Origin of the sequence: Tardiphaga robiniae, from assembly GCF_001618955.1 — a bacterium.
Taxonomy (GTDB): domain Bacteria; phylum Pseudomonadota; class Alphaproteobacteria; order Rhizobiales; family Xanthobacteraceae; genus Tardiphaga; species Tardiphaga robiniae_A.
On the sequence record NZ_LVYV01000054.1, the window covers coordinates 149,447 to 167,214 of the forward strand.

The 17,768-nt window shown below is 62.2% G+C and carries 19 protein-coding genes; 10 read left to right on the forward strand and 9 right to left on the reverse strand.

Features of this window, described 5'->3' with window-relative positions:
- Nucleotides 1-65: 65 nt before the first annotated feature.
- From A4A58_RS26125 to A4A58_RS26145, 5 genes are read left to right on the forward strand one after another with little or no spacing between them, the layout of a single operon-like run.
- The gene (locus A4A58_RS26125) at nucleotides 66-860 is read left to right on the forward strand and encodes an SDR family NAD(P)-dependent oxidoreductase (protein ID WP_068737994.1); all 795 of its coding nucleotides are present in this window, start codon (nucleotides 66-68) and stop codon (nucleotides 858-860) included.
- 14 nt (nucleotides 861-874) lie between these two features.
- Nucleotides 875-2,302 carry an allantoinase AllB gene (gene allB, locus A4A58_RS26130; protein WP_068737722.1) on the forward strand — a complete coding sequence of 476 codons (1,428 nt, stop codon included), beginning with the start codon at nucleotides 875-877 and terminating at the stop codon, nucleotides 2,300-2,302.
- A 4-nt stretch (nucleotides 2,303-2,306) separates the two neighbouring features.
- A complete protein-coding gene (locus A4A58_RS26135) occupies nucleotides 2,307-3,149 on the forward strand; it encodes an ABC transporter ATP-binding protein (RefSeq protein WP_068737724.1) in 843 nt (280 codons plus the stop codon).
- The gene (locus A4A58_RS26140; RefSeq protein WP_068737726.1) at nucleotides 3,146-3,922 is read left to right on the forward strand and encodes an ABC transporter permease; all 777 of its coding nucleotides are present in this window, start codon (nucleotides 3,146-3,148) and stop codon (nucleotides 3,920-3,922) included. The genes A4A58_RS26135 and A4A58_RS26140 overlap by 4 nt, the downstream gene beginning before the upstream one ends.
- A gap of 14 nt (nucleotides 3,923-3,936) precedes the next feature.
- Nucleotides 3,937-4,884: an acetamidase/formamidase family protein gene (locus tag A4A58_RS26145; protein ID WP_068737728.1), complete on the forward strand. Its 948-nt coding sequence runs from the start codon at nucleotides 3,937-3,939 to the stop codon at nucleotides 4,882-4,884.
- Here the strand turns inward: A4A58_RS26145 and A4A58_RS26150 are convergent.
- The 3 genes from A4A58_RS26150 to A4A58_RS26160 all read right to left on the reverse strand — a co-directional run bounded on the left by A4A58_RS26150 (nucleotide 4,881) and on the right by A4A58_RS26160 (nucleotide 7,094).
- A complete protein-coding gene (locus tag A4A58_RS26150) occupies nucleotides 4,881-5,900 on the reverse strand; it encodes a carbon-nitrogen hydrolase family protein (protein WP_068737995.1) in 1,020 nt (339 codons plus the stop codon). The two genes, A4A58_RS26145 and A4A58_RS26150, sit on opposite strands and share 4 nt — an antisense overlap.
- Nucleotides 5,901-6,089: 189 nt before the next feature.
- Nucleotides 6,090-6,404: a hypothetical protein gene (locus A4A58_RS26155; RefSeq protein ID WP_068737730.1), complete on the reverse strand. Its 315-nt coding sequence runs from the start codon at nucleotides 6,402-6,404 to the stop codon at nucleotides 6,090-6,092.
- A gap of 132 nt (nucleotides 6,405-6,536) precedes the next feature.
- A complete protein-coding gene (locus A4A58_RS26160; protein WP_068737732.1) occupies nucleotides 6,537-7,094 on the reverse strand; it encodes a helix-turn-helix domain-containing protein in 558 nt (185 codons plus the stop codon).
- On the opposite strand from A4A58_RS26160, the gene A4A58_RS26165 reads away from it, so the two are divergent.
- From A4A58_RS26165 to A4A58_RS26180, 4 genes are all read left to right on the forward strand, one after another.
- Complete coding sequence (locus tag A4A58_RS26165; protein ID WP_158005747.1) at nucleotides 7,079-8,866, forward strand: sensor histidine kinase; 1,788 nt, start codon at nucleotides 7,079-7,081, stop codon at nucleotides 8,864-8,866. The two genes, A4A58_RS26160 and A4A58_RS26165, sit on opposite strands and share 16 nt — an antisense overlap.
- A complete protein-coding gene (locus A4A58_RS26170) occupies nucleotides 8,859-9,500 on the forward strand; it encodes a response regulator transcription factor (protein ID WP_068737735.1) in 642 nt (213 codons plus the stop codon). The genes A4A58_RS26165 and A4A58_RS26170 overlap by 8 nt, the downstream gene beginning before the upstream one ends.
- 99 nt (nucleotides 9,501-9,599) lie before the next feature.
- The gene (locus A4A58_RS26175) at nucleotides 9,600-9,965 is read left to right on the forward strand and encodes a response regulator transcription factor (protein ID WP_068737736.1); all 366 of its coding nucleotides are present in this window, start codon (nucleotides 9,600-9,602) and stop codon (nucleotides 9,963-9,965) included.
- A 136-nt stretch (nucleotides 9,966-10,101) separates the two neighbouring features.
- The gene (locus tag A4A58_RS26180; RefSeq protein WP_068737737.1) at nucleotides 10,102-11,406 is read left to right on the forward strand and encodes a PQQ-dependent sugar dehydrogenase; all 1,305 of its coding nucleotides are present in this window, start codon (nucleotides 10,102-10,104) and stop codon (nucleotides 11,404-11,406) included.
- Between the two features lie 62 nt (nucleotides 11,407-11,468).
- Here A4A58_RS26180 and A4A58_RS26185 read toward each other — a convergent pair whose 3' ends face one another.
- Nucleotides 11,469-12,962, reverse strand: a complete 1,494-nt coding sequence (locus A4A58_RS26185; RefSeq protein ID WP_068737738.1) for a CoA-acylating methylmalonate-semialdehyde dehydrogenase — start codon at nucleotides 12,960-12,962, stop codon at nucleotides 11,469-11,471.
- 98 nt (nucleotides 12,963-13,060) lie between these two features.
- On the opposite strand from A4A58_RS26185, the gene A4A58_RS26190 reads away from it, so the two are divergent.
- On the forward strand, nucleotides 13,061-13,948 hold the full coding sequence (locus A4A58_RS26190) for a LysR family transcriptional regulator (protein WP_068737739.1): 888 nt from the start codon (nucleotides 13,061-13,063) through the stop codon (nucleotides 13,946-13,948).
- Between the two features lie 12 nt (nucleotides 13,949-13,960).
- Here the strand turns inward: A4A58_RS26190 and A4A58_RS26195 are convergent, their stop codons facing one another.
- From A4A58_RS26195 to A4A58_RS26215, 5 genes are read right to left on the reverse strand one after another with little or no spacing between them, the layout of a single operon-like run.
- The gene (locus A4A58_RS26195) at nucleotides 13,961-14,407 is read right to left on the reverse strand and encodes a CoxG family protein (protein ID WP_068737740.1); all 447 of its coding nucleotides are present in this window, start codon (nucleotides 14,405-14,407) and stop codon (nucleotides 13,961-13,963) included.
- A 27-nt stretch (nucleotides 14,408-14,434) separates the two neighbouring features.
- Nucleotides 14,435-15,139: an ABC transporter ATP-binding protein gene (locus A4A58_RS26200; RefSeq protein ID WP_068737741.1), complete on the reverse strand. Its 705-nt coding sequence runs from the start codon at nucleotides 15,137-15,139 to the stop codon at nucleotides 14,435-14,437.
- Nucleotides 15,132-15,887: an ABC transporter ATP-binding protein gene (locus A4A58_RS26205; protein WP_068737742.1), complete on the reverse strand. Its 756-nt coding sequence runs from the start codon at nucleotides 15,885-15,887 to the stop codon at nucleotides 15,132-15,134. The genes A4A58_RS26200 and A4A58_RS26205 overlap by 8 nt, the downstream gene beginning before the upstream one ends.
- Nucleotides 15,884-16,876 (reverse strand): branched-chain amino acid ABC transporter permease, encoded by a 993-nt coding sequence (locus A4A58_RS26210; RefSeq protein ID WP_068737744.1) that lies wholly within the window; start codon nucleotides 16,874-16,876, stop codon nucleotides 15,884-15,886. The genes A4A58_RS26205 and A4A58_RS26210 overlap by 4 nt, the downstream gene beginning before the upstream one ends.
- A gap of 11 nt (nucleotides 16,877-16,887) precedes the next feature.
- Nucleotides 16,888-17,754, reverse strand: coding sequence for a branched-chain amino acid ABC transporter permease (locus A4A58_RS26215; protein ID WP_068737750.1), 867 nt, complete (start codon nucleotides 17,752-17,754; stop codon nucleotides 16,888-16,890).
- Nucleotides 17,755-17,768: the final 14 nt, after the last annotated feature.

The window sequence follows — 17,768 nt, forward strand, 5'->3', positions numbered from 1 at the left end:
CAGCTTTCCCTCACCTCGCAATGACGTCGAGGGGCCAGAGCAAACGACCCAAGAAAGACAATAGCATGAAACTCTCCCTAGAAAACCGCGTCGTCATGATCACAGGCCCCGCCAAGGGTATGGGCGCCTCCATCACCCACGCCTTTGCCGAACAAGGTTGCAAGCTGGCGCTGCTGGGCCGCGATACCTCGGCGATTGAGCCGGTTGCCGCCGAGGTGAAAGCCAAGGGCAGCGAGGTGATCGTCATTCCCTGCGATCTCACGAAGTCCGACCAATGCGAGGCCGCGGCGGAGAAGACCAAGGCGGCGTTCGGCGGGCGCATCGACATTCTTGTCAATGTCGCCGGCGGCTCCGGACCGATCGGTAAGACCGGCGTGCAGACCACGCCGGAGGAATTCGACGAGATCGTCACGCTCAATATGAACGGTTGCTTCCACTCCATGCGCGCGGCGTTGCCGACCATGATCGATCAGCGCTACGGCAAGATCGTCAATGTTGGCGGCACCTTCGGCATGCGCGGCCGCGCCGGCCGGATGGCTTACTCGGCCTCGAAATGGGGTCTGCGCGGCATCACCAAGAGCTTCGCGCTCGAGGTCGGCCCGCACAACATCAACGTCAATTGCGTCGCGCCTGGCATGGTGGACGGCCCGCGCTTTCGCGACAAGGTATGCCGCGACATGGCGCTGAAGCTCGGCATCACCGAACAGGAAGCCGCCGAGCGCCACGCCATGGACTACGCGCTGCGCCGCGTCACCGTGGATGCCGACGTCGCCAATGCCTGTCTCTTTCTGGGCAGCGACGTCTCGCGCCAGATTACCGGCGTCGACCTGCCGGTCGATGGCGGTTGGGCAATGCTGTGAGCGAGGGGACTAACATGGGCGACAAGGTTGATCTGGTCATCAATGGCGGCACCATTGTATCACCCGATGCAAGTTACAAAGCCAGCATCGCCATCAAGGACGGCGTGATCCACGCCATCGGCGCGCCGGAGGCGATGCCGCCGGCGACGCAGATACTCGACGCCACGGGACTTCATATTCTGCCCGGCGCCATCGACGTGCACGTGCATTTCCGCGACCCCGGCTATCCGCAGAAGGAAGACTTTGCCAGCGGCACCGCCGCGGCGGCCTTTGGCGGCGTCACCACCGTGTTCGACATGCCCAACACGCTGCCCACCATCAACAATGCGGAAGCACTGGCCGACAAGCACAAGATCGCTTCTGCCAAGGCCTATGTCGACTACGGGCTCTATGCGGTGCTGGGCGAAGACAGCATCGAACATGTCGACGCGCTGATCGATGGCGGCGTGATCGGCTTCAAGCTCTATATGGGCAACACTTTCGGCCGCATCCCCTCGCCGACCACCGGCGCGATGCTCGAAGCCTTCGAAGTGGTGTCCCCAACCGGCAAGCGCATCTCGCTGCATGCCGAGACCAATTCCATCATGGAGCGCCGCGAAGCGCGGCTGCGTGCCAGCGGACGCATCGAGCCGATCGCGCATCTGGCAGCACGGCCCGCCGTCGTCGCCGTCGAGGCCGTCGCTCGCGCGGCGATCCTCGCCGAATGGACCGGCGCGCGCATCCACGTGCTGCACATTTCCTCCGCTGCCGAACTGCAGCCGCTGGCCGAAGCCAAGGCGCGGGGTGTCGACATCACCGGCGAGACCTGCCCGCAATATCTCCTTCTGGACGAGACCGATTACGACAAATTCCGTGGCGTCGTCCGCGTCAATCCGCCCGTGCGCGAGAAGGCCAACCAGCAGCCGCTGTGGAACGCGCTGATGGATGGCACGGTCGACATGATCGCCACCGACCATGCGCCACATGCACCGGACGAGAAGACCCGGCCGGACATCTGGACGGTCGACTGCGGCTTTCCCGGCGTCGAGACCCAGATGCCGCTGATGCTGACCGAGATCAACAAGGGCCGCGCCACCATCAACGACTACGTGCGCTGGAGCGCCGAGAGTCCCGCCAAGATCTGGGGCCTGTATCCGCGCAAGGGCACGCTGACGGTGGGGTCCGATGCCGATATCGTCATCGTCGACCTCAAGCGCGAATGGACTGTCGACGACGCTATGATCCAGTCGCGCGCGAAGATTTCGCCGTGGCATGGCCGCAAGGCCTCGGCACTGCCGATCCATACCATCGTGCGCGGCCGCTTCGTGATGAAGAACCGGATCTTGCAAGAGAAAGCCCGCGGCACCGGGCAATCGGTGCATGCGATCCAGCAGATGCCGCCGGCGATGCCGGCCAACACCGACTCGACCATGGCCGCGATCACCTCCGTGCAGAAAGCCTGACCCGATGAACGCACCGCTCGCCCACCCAAAGCCCCGCGCTGCGGACAATGTGATCGAGCTCGAAAAGGTGCGCGTCACTTTCGGCACGGCGAAGAACGCCGTGACCGCGCTGGCCGAGACGTCGCTACGCATAGACAAGGGCGAATTCGTCGCGCTGGTCGGTCCGTCCGGCTGCGGCAAGTCGACGATTCTGAAACTGGTGGCCGGCACGCTCAATGCGACCCAGGGCAACGTGTTCGTTGCCGGCCGCGAAATCGGCGCGGGCGCGGCACGGATCGGCATGGCGTTCCAGAACCCGACATTGCTGCCGTGGCTGAACATACGCGACAACGTCATGCTGCCACTCAAGATCGTGCCGCCGTTCAAGGAAGCGTTCGGCGCCAAGCGCAAGACCGAATATCGCGACCGCGTCGAGGCATCGCTCAAGCAGGTCGGCCTCGGCGGTTTCGGCGACAAGTTTCCCTGGCAGCTGTCCGGCGGCATGCAGCAGCGTGCCTCGCTGTGCCGGGCGCTGATTCATGATCCGACCTTGTTGCTGCTCGACGAGCCATTCGGAGCGCTCGACCAGTTCACCCGCGAGGAATTATGGGAGATCATGCAGAATCTCTGGATCGAGAAGCGCCCGACGGTGCTGCTGGTCACTCACGACCTCAAGGAAGCCGCCTATCTGGCGTCGCGCATCTGCGTGATGCAGGCGCGGCCCGGTCGCATCGTCGATGACAGCCCGGTGCCGTTCGCGCGGCCGCGCACCATCGACGTGTCGTTCGAGCCGGATTTCGTCACGCTGACCCAGCGCCTGCGCCAGCGCATCGTCGCGGCTCGCGCCGTTCAGGAGATCGTGTCATGAGCGAACGCGTCCGCCGCCAAGTCATGTCCACCGCCTGCATCATCGGCTTCTTCGTACTGTGGGAATTGTTGTGCTTGATGTTCCATGTCTCGGACATCGTGCTGCCGCGGCCGAGCCAGGTGCTTGCGACGCTCTGGACGCGCTTCCCCGCGATCTGGCCGCATGCACTGCAGACGCTATATACAACCATGGTTGGGTTCGGCTTCGGCATCGCGATCGGCATTCTGCTGGGCATGCTGATCGGCTCGTCGAAGCTGGCTTATGACGTCGCCTATCCGATGCTGGTGGGATTCTCGTCGATCCCGAAAGTCGCGGTGGTGCCGATCTTCGTACTGTGGTTTGGCGCGGGTACCGTGCCGGCGATCCTCACCGCGATGATCATGTGCATCTTCCCGATCGTCGTGAACGTCGCCACCGGCCTTGCGGCGACAGAGCCCGAATTGCAGGATGTCATGAAGACGCTGCGCGCGACCAAGCTGGAAATTCTGTGGAATGTGGGCCTGCCGCGCACCATGCCGTACTTCTTCGCCTCACTAAAGGTGGCTGCGACGCTGGCTTTCGTCGGCACGGTGATTTCGGAGACCGTGGCCTCCAATCGCGGCATCGGCAATCTGATGATGATCGCGTCATCCAGCTTCGATGTGCCGCTGGTGTTCGCCGGCCTGTTCATTCTGGCTGCATTGGGCGTCGGTTTGTATATTGTGTTCTCGCTGATCGAGGCGCGCGTCACCGGCTGGGCCGTGCGCAGCGACAGTTTCGCCGCCGGCGGCTGAACACAGGACATTCCATGACGCAGACACTGCTTCCGAGCCCAACGACCGTTCATTGGGGCTATTTCGACGCCACGCTGAAGCCGATCGCCACCATCGATCCCGGTGAGACGGTCACAATCACAAGCGTCAGCGGCACACGCGAGAACCTTCCGACAGAAGCGGACATGACCGTCCGCCCCGAACTTGTCGCCATCCTGGATGCCGTCACGCCAGAACTCGGGCCGCATATCCTCACCGGGCCTGTCGCCGTGCGCGGCGCCCAACCGGGTGACGCATTGCGTGTCGAGATCCTTGATGTCCAGCTCACGGATGACTGGGGCTATACGCTCTTCAAGCCCGGCATGGGCACGCTGCCCGACGACTTCGACTATTTCCGCCGCGTCCATATCGGACTTGATCGGGCCAATGGCGTGGTGAAGACGCCATGGGGCATCACGCTAAAGGCGCGGCCGTTCTTCGGCGTGATGGGCACCGCGCCGAAACCCGCGGTTGGCCGGGTCAGCACGACCATGCCCTCGCATTTCGGCGGCAATATCGACAACAAGGAGCTCGGCGCAGGCTGCGTTCTCTATCTTCCTGTCTGGACCGAGGGCGGCCTGTTCTCCTGCGGCGACGGTCACGCCGTGCAGGGCGATGGCGAAGTCTGTGTAACTGCCGTCGAGACCGGCCTCACCGGCACGTTCAAGATCGATCTCGTCAAGAATGCGCAGTTGGAGGCCCCCTATGCCGAGACGAAGGATCATCTCATCTCGATGGCCTTCGATCCCGATCTCGACGAAGCCGCGCGTATCGCGCTCCGCCGGATGGTGAGCATGATCGTCGCACGCACGACGCTGACGCCCGATGATGCCTATATGCTCTGCAGCCTCGCCGCCGATGTCCGCGTCACCCAGCTAGTCAATCTCGACAAGGGCATCCATGTCATGATGCCACATGCGGTTCTGAACCAGTCTAAGCGCTAAACCGCGCGTTCGGCCGGCTCAAACGCGACCTCTTCGTCGTCGATCTTGTCGACGAAGGTTGCCGGTACGAGGCGCTTGCGATTGATGGTCAGATCGAACACGTCGAAACGATTGTAGTAGCCGACCACGTCGTGGAACTGCTTCGGCTCGATGCAGCGGCGCAGGTCGAATTCGGCATAGGCGATGCCTTCCTCGTCCTGCAGCATGTCGCCGAGCACTTCGCCGGTCGGGTCGACGAAGAAGCTGGCGGCACGCTGCGTGCGATCGATCACATCGACCACATCGGGATCCCGCGCGATCAGGAAGTCGCGCATTGCCTTGTCCATATAGCCGGCGGTGACGATGCCGAAGGCCTTGGCCTCGAACGAATGCGCGCTGGCACGAATGCGATTGGCTGCAACATTGTTGAAATTTCCACCGCTGCTCGGGCGGCGCGTTGGCCACATCGGCGGCCAGCTCGAAATGTGAATCTGCTCAGCCTGCGCCATCAGCGTATAGCGTGCCAGCGGATTGGTATTCTCGCCACAGATGAGATTGCCGACACGCCCCACAGGCGTATCGGCGACACGAAGGCCCGCGCCATCGCCGGCAGCCCAGACCAGCTTCTCATAGAAGGTCGGCACCAGCTTGCGGTGATGATTGAGAATGTTGCCGTCGGGCCCGATCAGGACATTGCTGTTCCAGATCAGGCCGACGCTGACCGGCGAGCTCTCGCTGATCCCCATCGAAACCGTCACGCCAAGCGCCCGCGCCTCGTTGCGCAAGGCGGCCATTTCCGGACCTGCAATCGACACCGACTGCTCCGCCATCGTCACGAACAGATCGTGATTCTCGATCGGCGCCCACAATGCCGCCCAGACCGGAAATGCCGGGATATAGGTTTCAGGAAAGGCAATCAGCCGCGCGCCTGCGGCAGCAGCCTCGCGAATGATCGAAATCGCCTTCGCCGTGGTGGCCGCGCGATCGAGAAATACGGGCGCAGCATGGACCGCAGCGACTTTAACCTGTGACGACATCGTCATTCTTCCTTTTGCATCGATGCGGCGACCTTTCCGGCCAATCGGAACGGCCCGGAAATATCGCTGAACCATGTTGAGGAGGAACCTATCCATTCAGGGCCGCGGGACCACGGGGCATTTCTGCAACCCGGGGTGCACGGACCACCATGCTTCGAAGATCGACCGGGCCTGGCCGAGCGCCTCGCTTCACCACGTCTGATTGCGGGAGTTGTCGCCGATGCCGTAGCCATAGCTGGTCGGCGCACTCGCATAGGAATCCATCGGCCGCACCGGCGGAGCAACGGAAGGAACAGTCACGCGGACCGCAGCATGGACACGCCGCTGCTGTACGCGGCGGGCTGCGCTGATATCGGTGGAGAGCCGGGGGTCGCCGATCCAGCGATAGGCCTTGTCGGATGCCGCCGAGCTCTCCGCCATGGAGGTCCACAACACGAAAGCCACGGACGCGGGCACCAAGAGCCACCGCCGGGCCGATTTCATCATCGTCTTGCGCGCAGACATTTGAGCGATCCTTTCATAGTGGTTGGGGTAGCGAGATATCTTCGGGTGGTTCGTCGATGCGAACTATTCGTCAAAGGCGGGGACGATCATGCAAGCGTCCGTAGCCCATTTCTGGATACTCCCCGAGGAGCGTCACTGCTGTGTTGCTAGTGCGGACATCATCATGTTGTCGCGGCGCCAGGCGTTGGGGCTGACGCCAGTTGCGCGCCGAAACTGGCGGCACATGTGGGCCTGATCGGAGAAGCCGCAATCGATGGCGATCTCGCAGAGTGACTTGCTGCTGGACGTCATCAACTCCATCGCGCGTGTCAGGCGGCGGGAAACGATATAGGTATGGGGAGACTGGCCGAACGTAGTCTTGAACGCATTTGAGAAGTAACCGCAACTCAGGCGAGCGAGACTCGCGAGATCCGATACTTGGATCGCTTCATCCAGATTTGAATCAATGTGGCACTTGATCCGCTCCGCCTGCCAGCGTGCGAGGCCGCCCCTCGCGGGGCTGACGGGCGACGGTTGGGAGGGCGCCTCGAGCAGCGATGCAGCCTGCCTGATGCAGCGAAGAGCCGCACCGACATCCGATCCAATCGCCTGCCGTGCATCTAGCAGGAGCTGGGCGACCGTCGTAGAACCTGCGTCAGACAATACACCGGCAAACGAGTCAGAATTCTGGGACTGTGAATCGAGCAGCATATCGGTCTCCTTTGGGTGGTGAATGCCATCGACATCGCGATGACTTCGACGATCCAAGGATGAGAGATTCCGGCCGCGCTAACCATTCTACGAGGATAGAGATTCAAGAAACGAAGGTAATCCCGCCCTATACCAAGGTTTATCCCGGGCGAGACGCCACCGACTTCGGACGACTTTACCATTCCCTGCAGGACGCATGCCCTGCTTCCTATTTTGCGGCTCAAATGACCAATTCTGATCGGGTGCAACGACCCTCACAGCTGCCCATGGCCATTGCGACAGCTATCCTTGCCGCAGGTATTTTCGCGTTCGACGCCTTCAGCACATTCGAGATCGCCGTCGCGGCGCTTTATATCGTCGTGCTGCTGATGGCGCTCCGTTTCACCAATGTCACGGGCATCATCCTGATCGCCCTCGGTTGCATCGGCCTGACAATCCTCGGTTATCTAATCGGCCACGCGAACGACCCCAATGAGGGAGCAATGCTGCGCGGCGCCGTCAGCGCGCTCGCCATTGCCATCGCGGCGGTGCTCTGCGTCCAGATCAGGATGTCGGACGCAAGGCTTCGGCGGAGCGAAGAGCGCTATCGCAACATCTTTCAGGGCACGAGCGTTGCCATCTGGGAGCAGGACTTCACGGAAGCGGCCAATGCCTGCGCGCCGATCCTGCAACAAGGCATTCCCCGATTGCGCGACTATCTCACCGCCAATGAGGGCTTCCTCAAGCATTGCCTGTTTCTCGTCCGGACCCTCGACGCGAATGACGCCGCGAAGCAATTGATCGGCGATCTCGACCAGAAGAACGTTCAGCAGTCCTGGGATGCAGCACTTGAGCCGGAGACTTTGGTCGCCTTTCGCGAAATCCTGCTCGCATTTCTTGCGGGAGAAAGCTCATTCACGATTGAAGCAGCCATCCGTGCCGTCAACGGCGAGTTGCGCACCACCATCGTCACGGCAACCTTCCCCACCGATCGATCTCGTTCCGTCTTGATCAATTCGCTTGATGTCACCGCCAAGATCGCAGCCGAGCAAGCACTCCAGCAGAGCATCGCAGAACTCACCCGCGTGTCGCGCATCGCGACCTTGGGTGCCCTGACGGCATCGATCGGCCATGAGGTCAACCAGCCACTTGCCGCCGTGGTGACCAATGCGGAGGCGGCCTTGCGCTGGCTGTCGCGGGAACGGCCCGATCTCGGCGAGACCACGGCCTGTCTTAAGGAAGTCGTGCAGGAGGGGCGCAGGGCCGGCGGCATTATTCACCGGCTGAGGTCGCTCGCCGTGAAGGGCGAGTTGGCGCGCGGTCCGGTCGACGTCAACGCCATCGTCACGCAGGTACTGGCGATGGTTCAGCGCGATCTGGCACAGCACCAGATTTCAGCAGTCCTCGACCTGACACCCGATCTACCCACCATCGCCGGCGACGAAGTGCAGCTTCAGCAGGTGCTGATGAATCTCGTCAACAACGCCGTCCACGCCATGAAGGCGACCGCGACGAAAGAGCTGAGGGTGTGGTCGGCATTCGACGCGACGCGGGGAATTCTCGTCTCGGTGCGCGATTCAGGATCGGGTATACCGGACGACCATATGCAACGCCTGTTCGCGCCGTTCTTCACGACAAAGGCCGAGGGGATGGGCATCGGCCTCTCGATCTCCCGATCCATCATCGAGTCGCATCACGGGCGCATCTGGGCGGAACGAAACGAGAGTGGTGGAACCACCTTTCATTTCATGATACCGACGGCCACCGCAGAAGGATCCGGCAACCTTGCCTAACGACGCAGAAGCACCTTTGGTCGTCATCGTGGACGACGAAGCGGCCATCCGCACTGCGGTTGGCAGTCTGCTGCGTTCGGTCGGATATGAAGTCAGCTTCGCCTCCTCTGCGGTCGAGCTTCTCGAGAGCGACATTCTCACCAAGGCCAGCTGCCTTGTCCTCGATATTCGGCTGCCGATCGTTAGCGGCCTCGATTTTCAGAAGCGTCTTGCGGATCTCGGCGGCAATACGCCTATCGTCTTCATGACCGGCCATGCCGATGTGCCGATGACGGTACGCGCCATGAAGGCCGGCGCCGTCGATTTTCTCGCCAAGCCGTTTCGCGATCAGGAAATGCTCGATGCCGTCGCCGGCGCCGTGGAACGCGACCGCAAGGCGCGGCAGGAGCGCGATGGACTGGCCGATATCAAGGCGCGTTTCGGCACCTTGAGTTCACGAGAACGCGAGGTGATGGAATTTGCCACCGCGGGGCTGCTGAACAAGCAGATCGCCGCAAAGCTGAACCTCAGCGAAATTACGGTTAAGATCCACCGCGGCAAGATGATGAAGAAGATGGACGCCAAATCCTTCGCCTCTCTGGTGCGCATGGCCGAAGCCATTGGCATGAAACCAGCCTCGGTTACCTCCCGATAAACCTCAGTATGATTTCGCTGCACGGCGATATTTGACAATATTCTGGGCGAAACGGCTCAACACTGGGGTCGCTGTCAAAGCCGCCGTGTGGAGATTGCGTTGAACTCTAAACATGCCATTGCCATCATCGACGATTCCTCGTCGGTTCGCCGCGCGCTTGAAAGCCTGCTGCGATCGCTGGGCTTCGTTGTCCTCAGCTTCGAATCCGCCGAAGCGTTTCTGACCTCGCCCGTGGTCCGCGAGACGTCATGCGTGGTGACCGACGTCGAAATGCCCGGCCTCACCGGCATCGATCTCTATGAGAGCATGCGCTCGGACAAGAACCAGACGCCGGTCATTTTCATCACGGCCAATTCCGAAGAGAAAGTGCGCGCGCGACTGGGCAGCATGCCCTGCGTCCTCAACAAGCCGTTCGAAGTCGACGAACTCGCCGCCTGCATCAACCAGGCCATCGCGGCGCCATAGCCGCCGGCACCGCCCCGATCGTCATGGCGCCGATCCCCCATGAATGACGGGCTCGCATGCCCTATACGCCGTCACGCAACGGTTTTAACCCGCGTAGGTGTCGGATAGTGTGCGCGCAATCGAATGGGGGAATGACATGAGCTTGTCCGGAATATTTGCGCGCGTTGTCGCGGTGATCGGTGGCGCGGCGCTGCAATGGCGCCGCCTGCAGGGCAACGTGCACGCGCCCGCCTGGGGCAGCGCGCCGGTGGTGCCGGAAGCCAAGCCGCAAGGCGCCATCCCCACGCTGAAGATGCCGACGGCCCAGGGATGGGCCGTGGGACAGAAGCCCGTGGTCGCGCCCGGGCTCAAGGTCAATGCCTTTGCCTCCGGGCTGAAGCATCCGCGCTGGATCAATGTTTTGCCCAACGGCGACGTCCTCATCGCGGAGGCGACGCAGGTCGCAGGCCCAGTGCGTAACATGTTCGGCTATGCGATGCAGGCGACGATGCGGCGGGCCGCGGCGCTCGGCGTCAGCGCCAACTGCATCACGCTGCTGCGTGACCGGGATGGCGACGGTGTCGCCGAGACCAGCCAGACCTTCATGGAGGGACTGAACCAGCCGTTCGGCATGGCGCTGCTGAGCGACACGTTCTATGTCGGCAATGTCGATGGCGTGGTGGCCTTCCCCTATGTGGCGGGCGCGGATAGCATCACGGCGCCGGGCAAGAAACTCACCAATTTCAAATCCGGCGGCCACTGGACGCGCAGCATCCTGCCGAGCCCGGATGGCAGCAAGCTCTATATCGGCGTCGGCTCGCTGAGCAATATCGCCGAAGGCGGCATGGAGGTCGAAGAAGGCCGCGCGGCCGTCTATGAGCTCGATATTGCCAGTGGCAAGAGCCGCATCTTCGGCGCCGGCTTGCGCAACCCCGTCGGCCTCGCTTGGGAGCCGACGACAAACGCGCTGTGGACGGTGGTCAATGAGCGCGACGGCCTCGGCGACGAGACGCCGCCGGACTACCTGACCTCAGTGCGCGATGGCGGCTTCTATGGCTGGCCCTATTGCTACTGGGGCAAGACCGTCGACGACCGCGTACCGCAGGATCCGGCGCTGGTCGCCACCGCGATCACGCCCGACTACGCGCTGGGCGGCCACACCGCCTCGCTCGGCCTGTGCTGGCTGCCCGCCGGTACGCTGCCGGGATTTCCGGACGGCATGGTCATCGGCCAGCACGGGTCGTGGAATCGCAGCACGCTCAGCGGCTACAAGGTCGTCTTCATCCCGTTCGTGAACGGCAAGCCGTCCGGACCACCGCGGGATATCTTGTCGGGCTTCCTCGCACCCGACGAGAAAGTGTCCTATGGACGCCCTGTCGGCGTCACCCTCACCCCGGACGGTGCATTGCTGGTGGCCGACGATGTGGGCGACGTCATCTGGCGTGTAACGGCCGCGGCCTAAGGGCGCGGAATAGTCCGGCAGGCTCGTGGAGCACGCGTTAGTCGCGCGCTCCACGCTTCGATCTACTTCATTGTCGGCATCACGAATTCCGGCCCCTGCGCAATACTCGTCGGCCAGCGGCTAGTGACGGTCTTGAGCCGGGTATAGAAGCGGACGCCTTCGGGACCGTGCATCGAATGATCGCCGAACAGTGAGGCCTTCCAGCCACCGAAGGAGTGGAAAGCGACCGGCACCGGAATCGGCACATTGATGCCGACCATGCCGACGCGGATGCGATGAGCGAATTCACGCGCGACGTCGCCGTTCTGCGTGAAGATGGCCGTGCCGTTGCCGTATTCGTTGTCGTTGATCATGCGCGCTGCCGTCGCATAGTCCGGCGTGCGCACCACGGCGAGCACCGGCCCGAAGATCTCTTCCTTGTAGATCTTCATGTCCGGCGTGACGTGATCGAACAGCGACCCACCAATGAAATAGCCGCCTTCGTTGGACCGGAAGTCCCGGCCATCGACGATCAGCTTCGCGCCCTGCTCGACGCCGGAATCCACATAGCCGCGCACCTTGTCGAGATGCTGCTGGGTGACCAGCGGGCCCATTTCGGATTCGGCGTTGAAGCCCGAGCCGACCTTCAGTGCACGGATCTTAGGCTCGAGCTTGGAGATCAGGGCGTCCGCGGTCTTCTCGCCGACCGGCACTGCGACCGAGATCGCCATGCAGCGTTCGCCGGCCGAGCCATAGGCAGCGCCCATCAGCGCATCGACCGCCTGATCGATGTCCGCGTCCGGCATTACGACCATGTGATTCTTGGCGCCACCGAGCGCCTGGCAGCGCTTGCCGGTGCTGGTAGCGGTCGAATAAATGTAACGCGCGATCGGAGTCGATCCGACGAAGCTGATCGCTGCAACATCGGGATGATGCAGCAGCGCATCGACGGCTTCCTTATCGCCATGCACGACGTTGAAGACGCCGGCCGGCAGACCGGCTTCTGCGAGCCATTCGGCAATCAGGAGCGGCGCCGATGGATCACGCTCGGAGGGCTTCAGCACGAAGGTGTTGCCGCAGGCCAGCGCCACCGGGAACATCCACATCGGCACCATGACCGGGAAGTTGAACGGCGTGATGCCCGCGACCACACCCAGCGCCTGACGGACGCCGTAGCTGTCGACACGCGTGCCGACATTCTCGCTGACTTCGCCCTTCAGCAACTGCGGCGCACCGACGGCGAATTCGACGACTTCGAGGCCACGCTGGATCTCGCCCTTGGCGTCCGACAGGGTCTTGCCGTGCTCCGAGGTGATCACCGCCGCGAGATCATCGATGCGATCTTCACAAATGCGCAGGAATTTATTGAGAATGCGGGCGCGGCGCAGCGATGGCGTATCGGCCCAGCTCTCTGCAGCCGCGTGTGCGGCTGCAACTGCAGCACCGACTTCGGACGTGCTCGCGAGGCTCACCTGAGCGGTCTGCTCGCCGGTGGCCGGGTTGAAAACCGGCGACGTCCGGCCGCTGCGACCCGCCACCTGTTGCCCGCCGATATAGTGCTTGATTTCCGAAGCCATCGAACTCTCCTTTGATGCTCCGGCGGTCATGCGCCGCTTCCCAGCCCCGGACAACGCGAAGTATTGCGGCTTCGATGTGCAGCAAATAGAGTCCGGCGATGGATTGGGACAAAGTTCGGATTTTCCTGGAAGTCGCCCGTACCGGCCAGATTCTGGGCGCCGCCAAACGGCTGAAACTCAACCATGCAACGGTGGCGCGCCAGCTTACGGCCCTGGAGAACGACCTCAAAACCAAGTTGCTGAACCGGCAGACGACCGGGTCATCGCTGACGCCATCAGGGGTCGCTCTTCTCGCAGCGGCCGAGCGCGCCGAATCCGAACTGCTCAAGGTTGGATCGCAGCTCACCTCGGCCGCGGACAAGGTGGCGGGCACGGTGCGGATCGGCGCGCCGGACGGGCTCGGCAATTATTTTCTGGCTGACAAGCTTGGCGGCTTTGCCGCAGCCAATCCGGATCTGATCGTCCAGCTCGTGGCTTTGCCCCGCACATTTTCGCTAGCCAAACGCGAGGCCGATATCGTCGTGACGCTGGAGCGCCCGGATGAGGGCAAGCTGATCTGCACCAAGCTTACCGACTACACGCTGAGCGTCTACGCGTCGGAAGATTATCTAGCCCGATCAACACCGATCCGCGAGCCCGGCGATCTCACCGATCACCTGCTGATCACCTATATCTACGATATCATCTATAGCCGCGCGCTGGACTATGCATCGACCTTCAGCGAACTGATCACCCGCCGCTTCGAATGCGGCAGCGTGGTCGGCCAGCTCGAAGCGGTTCGCGCAGGTCATGGCGTCGGCATCCTGCACGACTATGCCGCACAGCTTTATCCCGAGCTGAAGCGCATCCTGCCAGCCAGCCGCTTCACGCGAAGCTACTGGCTCGTGTCACATCCCGATACGCATGACACCAGCCGAGTCCGCGAAGTGCGTCGTTATATCGTCGCCAAGGTCCGCGAGGCCCGCTGCCAGTTCGTCGTGCAATAGCGGGCGTCACACTCAGCTTGCGGAAACGACCGCGCCGAATTTGGTGAAGAACTCGCCCGCGAGCTTCTTGGCTGTGGAGTCGATCAAGCGCCCACCGAGTTGCGCCAGCTTGCCGCCAATCTGGGAATCGACCTCATAGTGTAGGATCGTTTCGTCGTCACCCGCGGCCTCAAGCCTGATCGCCGCGCCGCCTTTGGCGAAGCCGGCAACGCCACCAGACCCCTCCCCCGTGATCTTGTAGCCATTCGGCGGGTCGAGATCGCTCAGCGTCACCTTGCCGCCGAACGTCGCTTTCACCGGGCCCACCTTGATCACTACCGTCGCGGTCATCTCGGTCGGGGACGTCATGTCCAGCACCTGGCAACCGGGGATGCACTGCTTCAGCACAGCGGGATCGTTGAGTGCGGCCCAGACCTTGTCGCGTGACGCCGGGACGGTCTGGCTGTCTTTCATCTGCATGAGATCACCTGTCTGCGAGCATACGCGTCAAACCGCGCAATAACGTTCCTGAATTTCCTTGTCGGCCAGCAATGCCGCCGAGCTGCTCTCATAGACGACCTCGCCCTGATCCATGATGACCGCACGATCGGCGAGACGTAGCGCCCATTCCACATTTTGCTCGACCAGTAACAGCGTGACGCCCTGATCACGCAGCTTGCGGAACAACACGCCCATCTCCTCGACGAGCACCGGCATGATGCCCTCCGACGGCTCGTCGAGCAGGATCATCTTGGGCTTGGCGATGGTCGCGCGCGCGATGGCCAGCATCTGCTGCTCGCCGCCGGACATGGTAACGCCTTCCTGATCGAGACGCTCCTTGAGGCGCGGAAAGCTCTCTGCGATTTCCTCGATGGCTTCGCGCTCGTCGATCTTCCCGCGGCTGGCAACGAGACCAAGCTGGAGATTTTCGCGCACAGTGAGTCCCGGAATGATCCGGCGCTCTTCGGGCACATAAGCAAGGCCGAGCCGGAAACGATCATGCGCGGGCATCGACGTCAGGTCGTTGCCGTTGAAGGTCATGCTGCCTGTGGTTTTCGACATTAACCCCATGACCGAACGGATCGTGGTGGTCTTGCCGGCGCCATTGCGGCCGACCAGTGCGACGATTTCGCCCTGCGCCACCGAGATCGAGACCCCATGCAGCGTATGGCTGGCGCCGTACCAGGCGTTCAGGTCTTTGGTTTCAAGCATAGCCATCGTTCTGTCCCAGATAGACGCGACGAACCTCGGGGTCCGTCTGAATGTCGCGCGGTGAGCCGTCCGCAATCAGCCGGCCATGATGCAGCACCAGAATCCGGTCGCTGAGGCCGAGGATCATCTTCATCTTGTGTTCGACCAGGAGGATGGTGCGTTCCGCCGCCAGCTTCTCCAGCAGCGCCACCATTTCCTTGGTCTCTTCCGGGCCCATGCCTGCGGTCGGCTCGTCCAGCAGCAACACTTCCGGATTGGAGATCAGCGCGATGGCAATCTCCAACGCACGCTGCTGGCCATGAGCCAGAAACTTCGCGGTCTCGTCGCGCTTGGCGACCAGACCGACAGCCTCCAGCGCCGCATCGGCTTTGGCATCCAGCTCCGTGAACTTGTTGCGGTTGGTCCAGATATTGTAGCGCGAGCGACTGGCCTGCGCAGCGACACGAACGTTCTCGTGGACGCTCAGATCGGGAAAGATGTTGGTGATCTGATAAGAGCGCGCGATGCCGCGATGCACGAATTCGTGCTGCTTCGTGCCCTTGAGATCGTCGCCCTTGAAGCGGATCGAGCCGCTGGACGGCGTCAGTACGCCGGACAGCACGTTGAAGAACGTGCTTTTTCCTGCGCCATTAGGGCCAATGATGGAGGTGACGCGGCCCGGCCGGAACTCCGTCGTCACGCCTTGCAGCGCGACGAAGCCGCCGAACCTCACTCCGATATCGTTAACGGCGAGAAGCGGCGCGTTCATCGCATGACCTTTGTGAGAAATGTGCCCCAGATGCCCTTGGGCAGGAACAGCACGAACAGCACGAAGATGGATCCGACGATGATCTGCCAGTGCGACGTCCACAGCGAGAACACGTCCTCCATCACCAGGAACACCAATGCACCGATGAACGGGCCGAAGAAGCTGCTGGCGCCGCCCAGCAGAGTCATCATCACGATCATGCCGGAGGACAGGTAGTGCAGCGAATCCAGCGCCACGAAGGCCAGATGCAGTGCTGACATGGTGCCACCGAGGGCGCAGATCGTGCCAGACAGTGTGAATGACAACAGCTTGGTGCGCTCGACATTGTAGCCGCAGGTCCGTGCACGACGCTCGTTCTCGCGGATCGCCTCGATGGCTGCGCCGAATGGCGAGTTGAGAATGCGCGAGACGAGCCACAGCGCCAGCGCTGCGAACATCATCAGCACGTAGTATTTGTTGACCGGATCGAGAAAATTGATCTCGAATCCGAACAGATTGATCTTGTTGACGGTGAAACCGCGCAGTCCGTTCTCACCACCCGTCCAGGACGGTGTCTGGAGCGCCACGTAATAGACCAGCTGCGCGAGAGCAAGCGTCACCATCGAGAAGTAGATGCCGCGCGTGCGCGTGGACAGCGCGCCCATGACGAAGGCCAGCAGCGCACCGCCAATAACACCCATCAGCACCGCGAGATACCAGGGCACACCGAACTGGCCGATGGCGATGCCGGTGATGTACGCCCCGGTGCCGACAAAGGCCGCGTGGCCGAACGACAGCAAACCGGTATAGCCGAATAGCAGATTATAACCGACGGCGACCGTGCCGTAGATCAGGACGTTCACCGCCAGCGCCTTGGACGGCAGCAGCCACGGCAGCAGGCATAGCGCGAGGATCGACAGCGGGACGCGATATTTGGTCACGAGCGATTTGAAGCGCGCAGGCTTTCGCGCACTGGCGGAAGGAGAAACGGTGAGCGCCGGTGATGTCATGGTCCGCTCCGTTACGCGAGTTTGCCGAACAGGCCCTGCGGCCGGATCATAAGAACGATGGCCATCAATGCGAACATCACGATAGTCGCCATTTCCGGTGCGAACAGCGCGGTCATGCTGATCACGACGCCGACCAGAAGACCCGCGATGATCGAGCCGACCAGCGAGCCGAGGCCGCCGATGACAGTTACGACGAAGGCTTCGGCCAGCACTAAGGCGCCCATCTCGGGATTAACTGACCGCATCGGGCCGGAGAGCACGCCGCCGAGCGAGGCGAGACCAACGCCGAGCCCGAACACCAGCAACCAGACTTTGCTAATATCGACGCCGAGCACCTTCATCATGGCCGGATCGCGCGCGCCGGCGCGCACGATCAGGCCGAATTTGGTCTTCTCCAGCCCCAACCACAACAGCACCACGACCAGGAAGACGACGCCGACAACGAAGATGCGATAGATCGGAAAGAAACCGACGCCGAGATCGACCACGCCGGTCAGTGACGACGGCGTGGGAAACGGAATGCCGTCACTGCCAAATACAATGCGAACACCTTCGACCAGCACGTAACTGAGACCGAAGGTCAGCAGCAGCGGATCGTCGATCGAACGGCCGTAAAGCGGGCGTATCAGGACATATTCGATCGCCATCCCGAACACGCCGATCATGATGGGGGCAACGAGCAGCCCCCACCAGAAACTGCCGGTCAATGAGGCGACCCAAAGCCCGGCATAGGCGCCGACCATGAACAGCGCGCCATGCGCGAAGTTCACCACACCCAGCATGCCGAAAATGATCGACAGGCCGAGCGCGGTGATCACGAGGATCGCACCGAGGGCAACTCCGGAGAAGAGTTGCATCAGAATGAGTTCTGTATCCATGGACGGCGAATGCT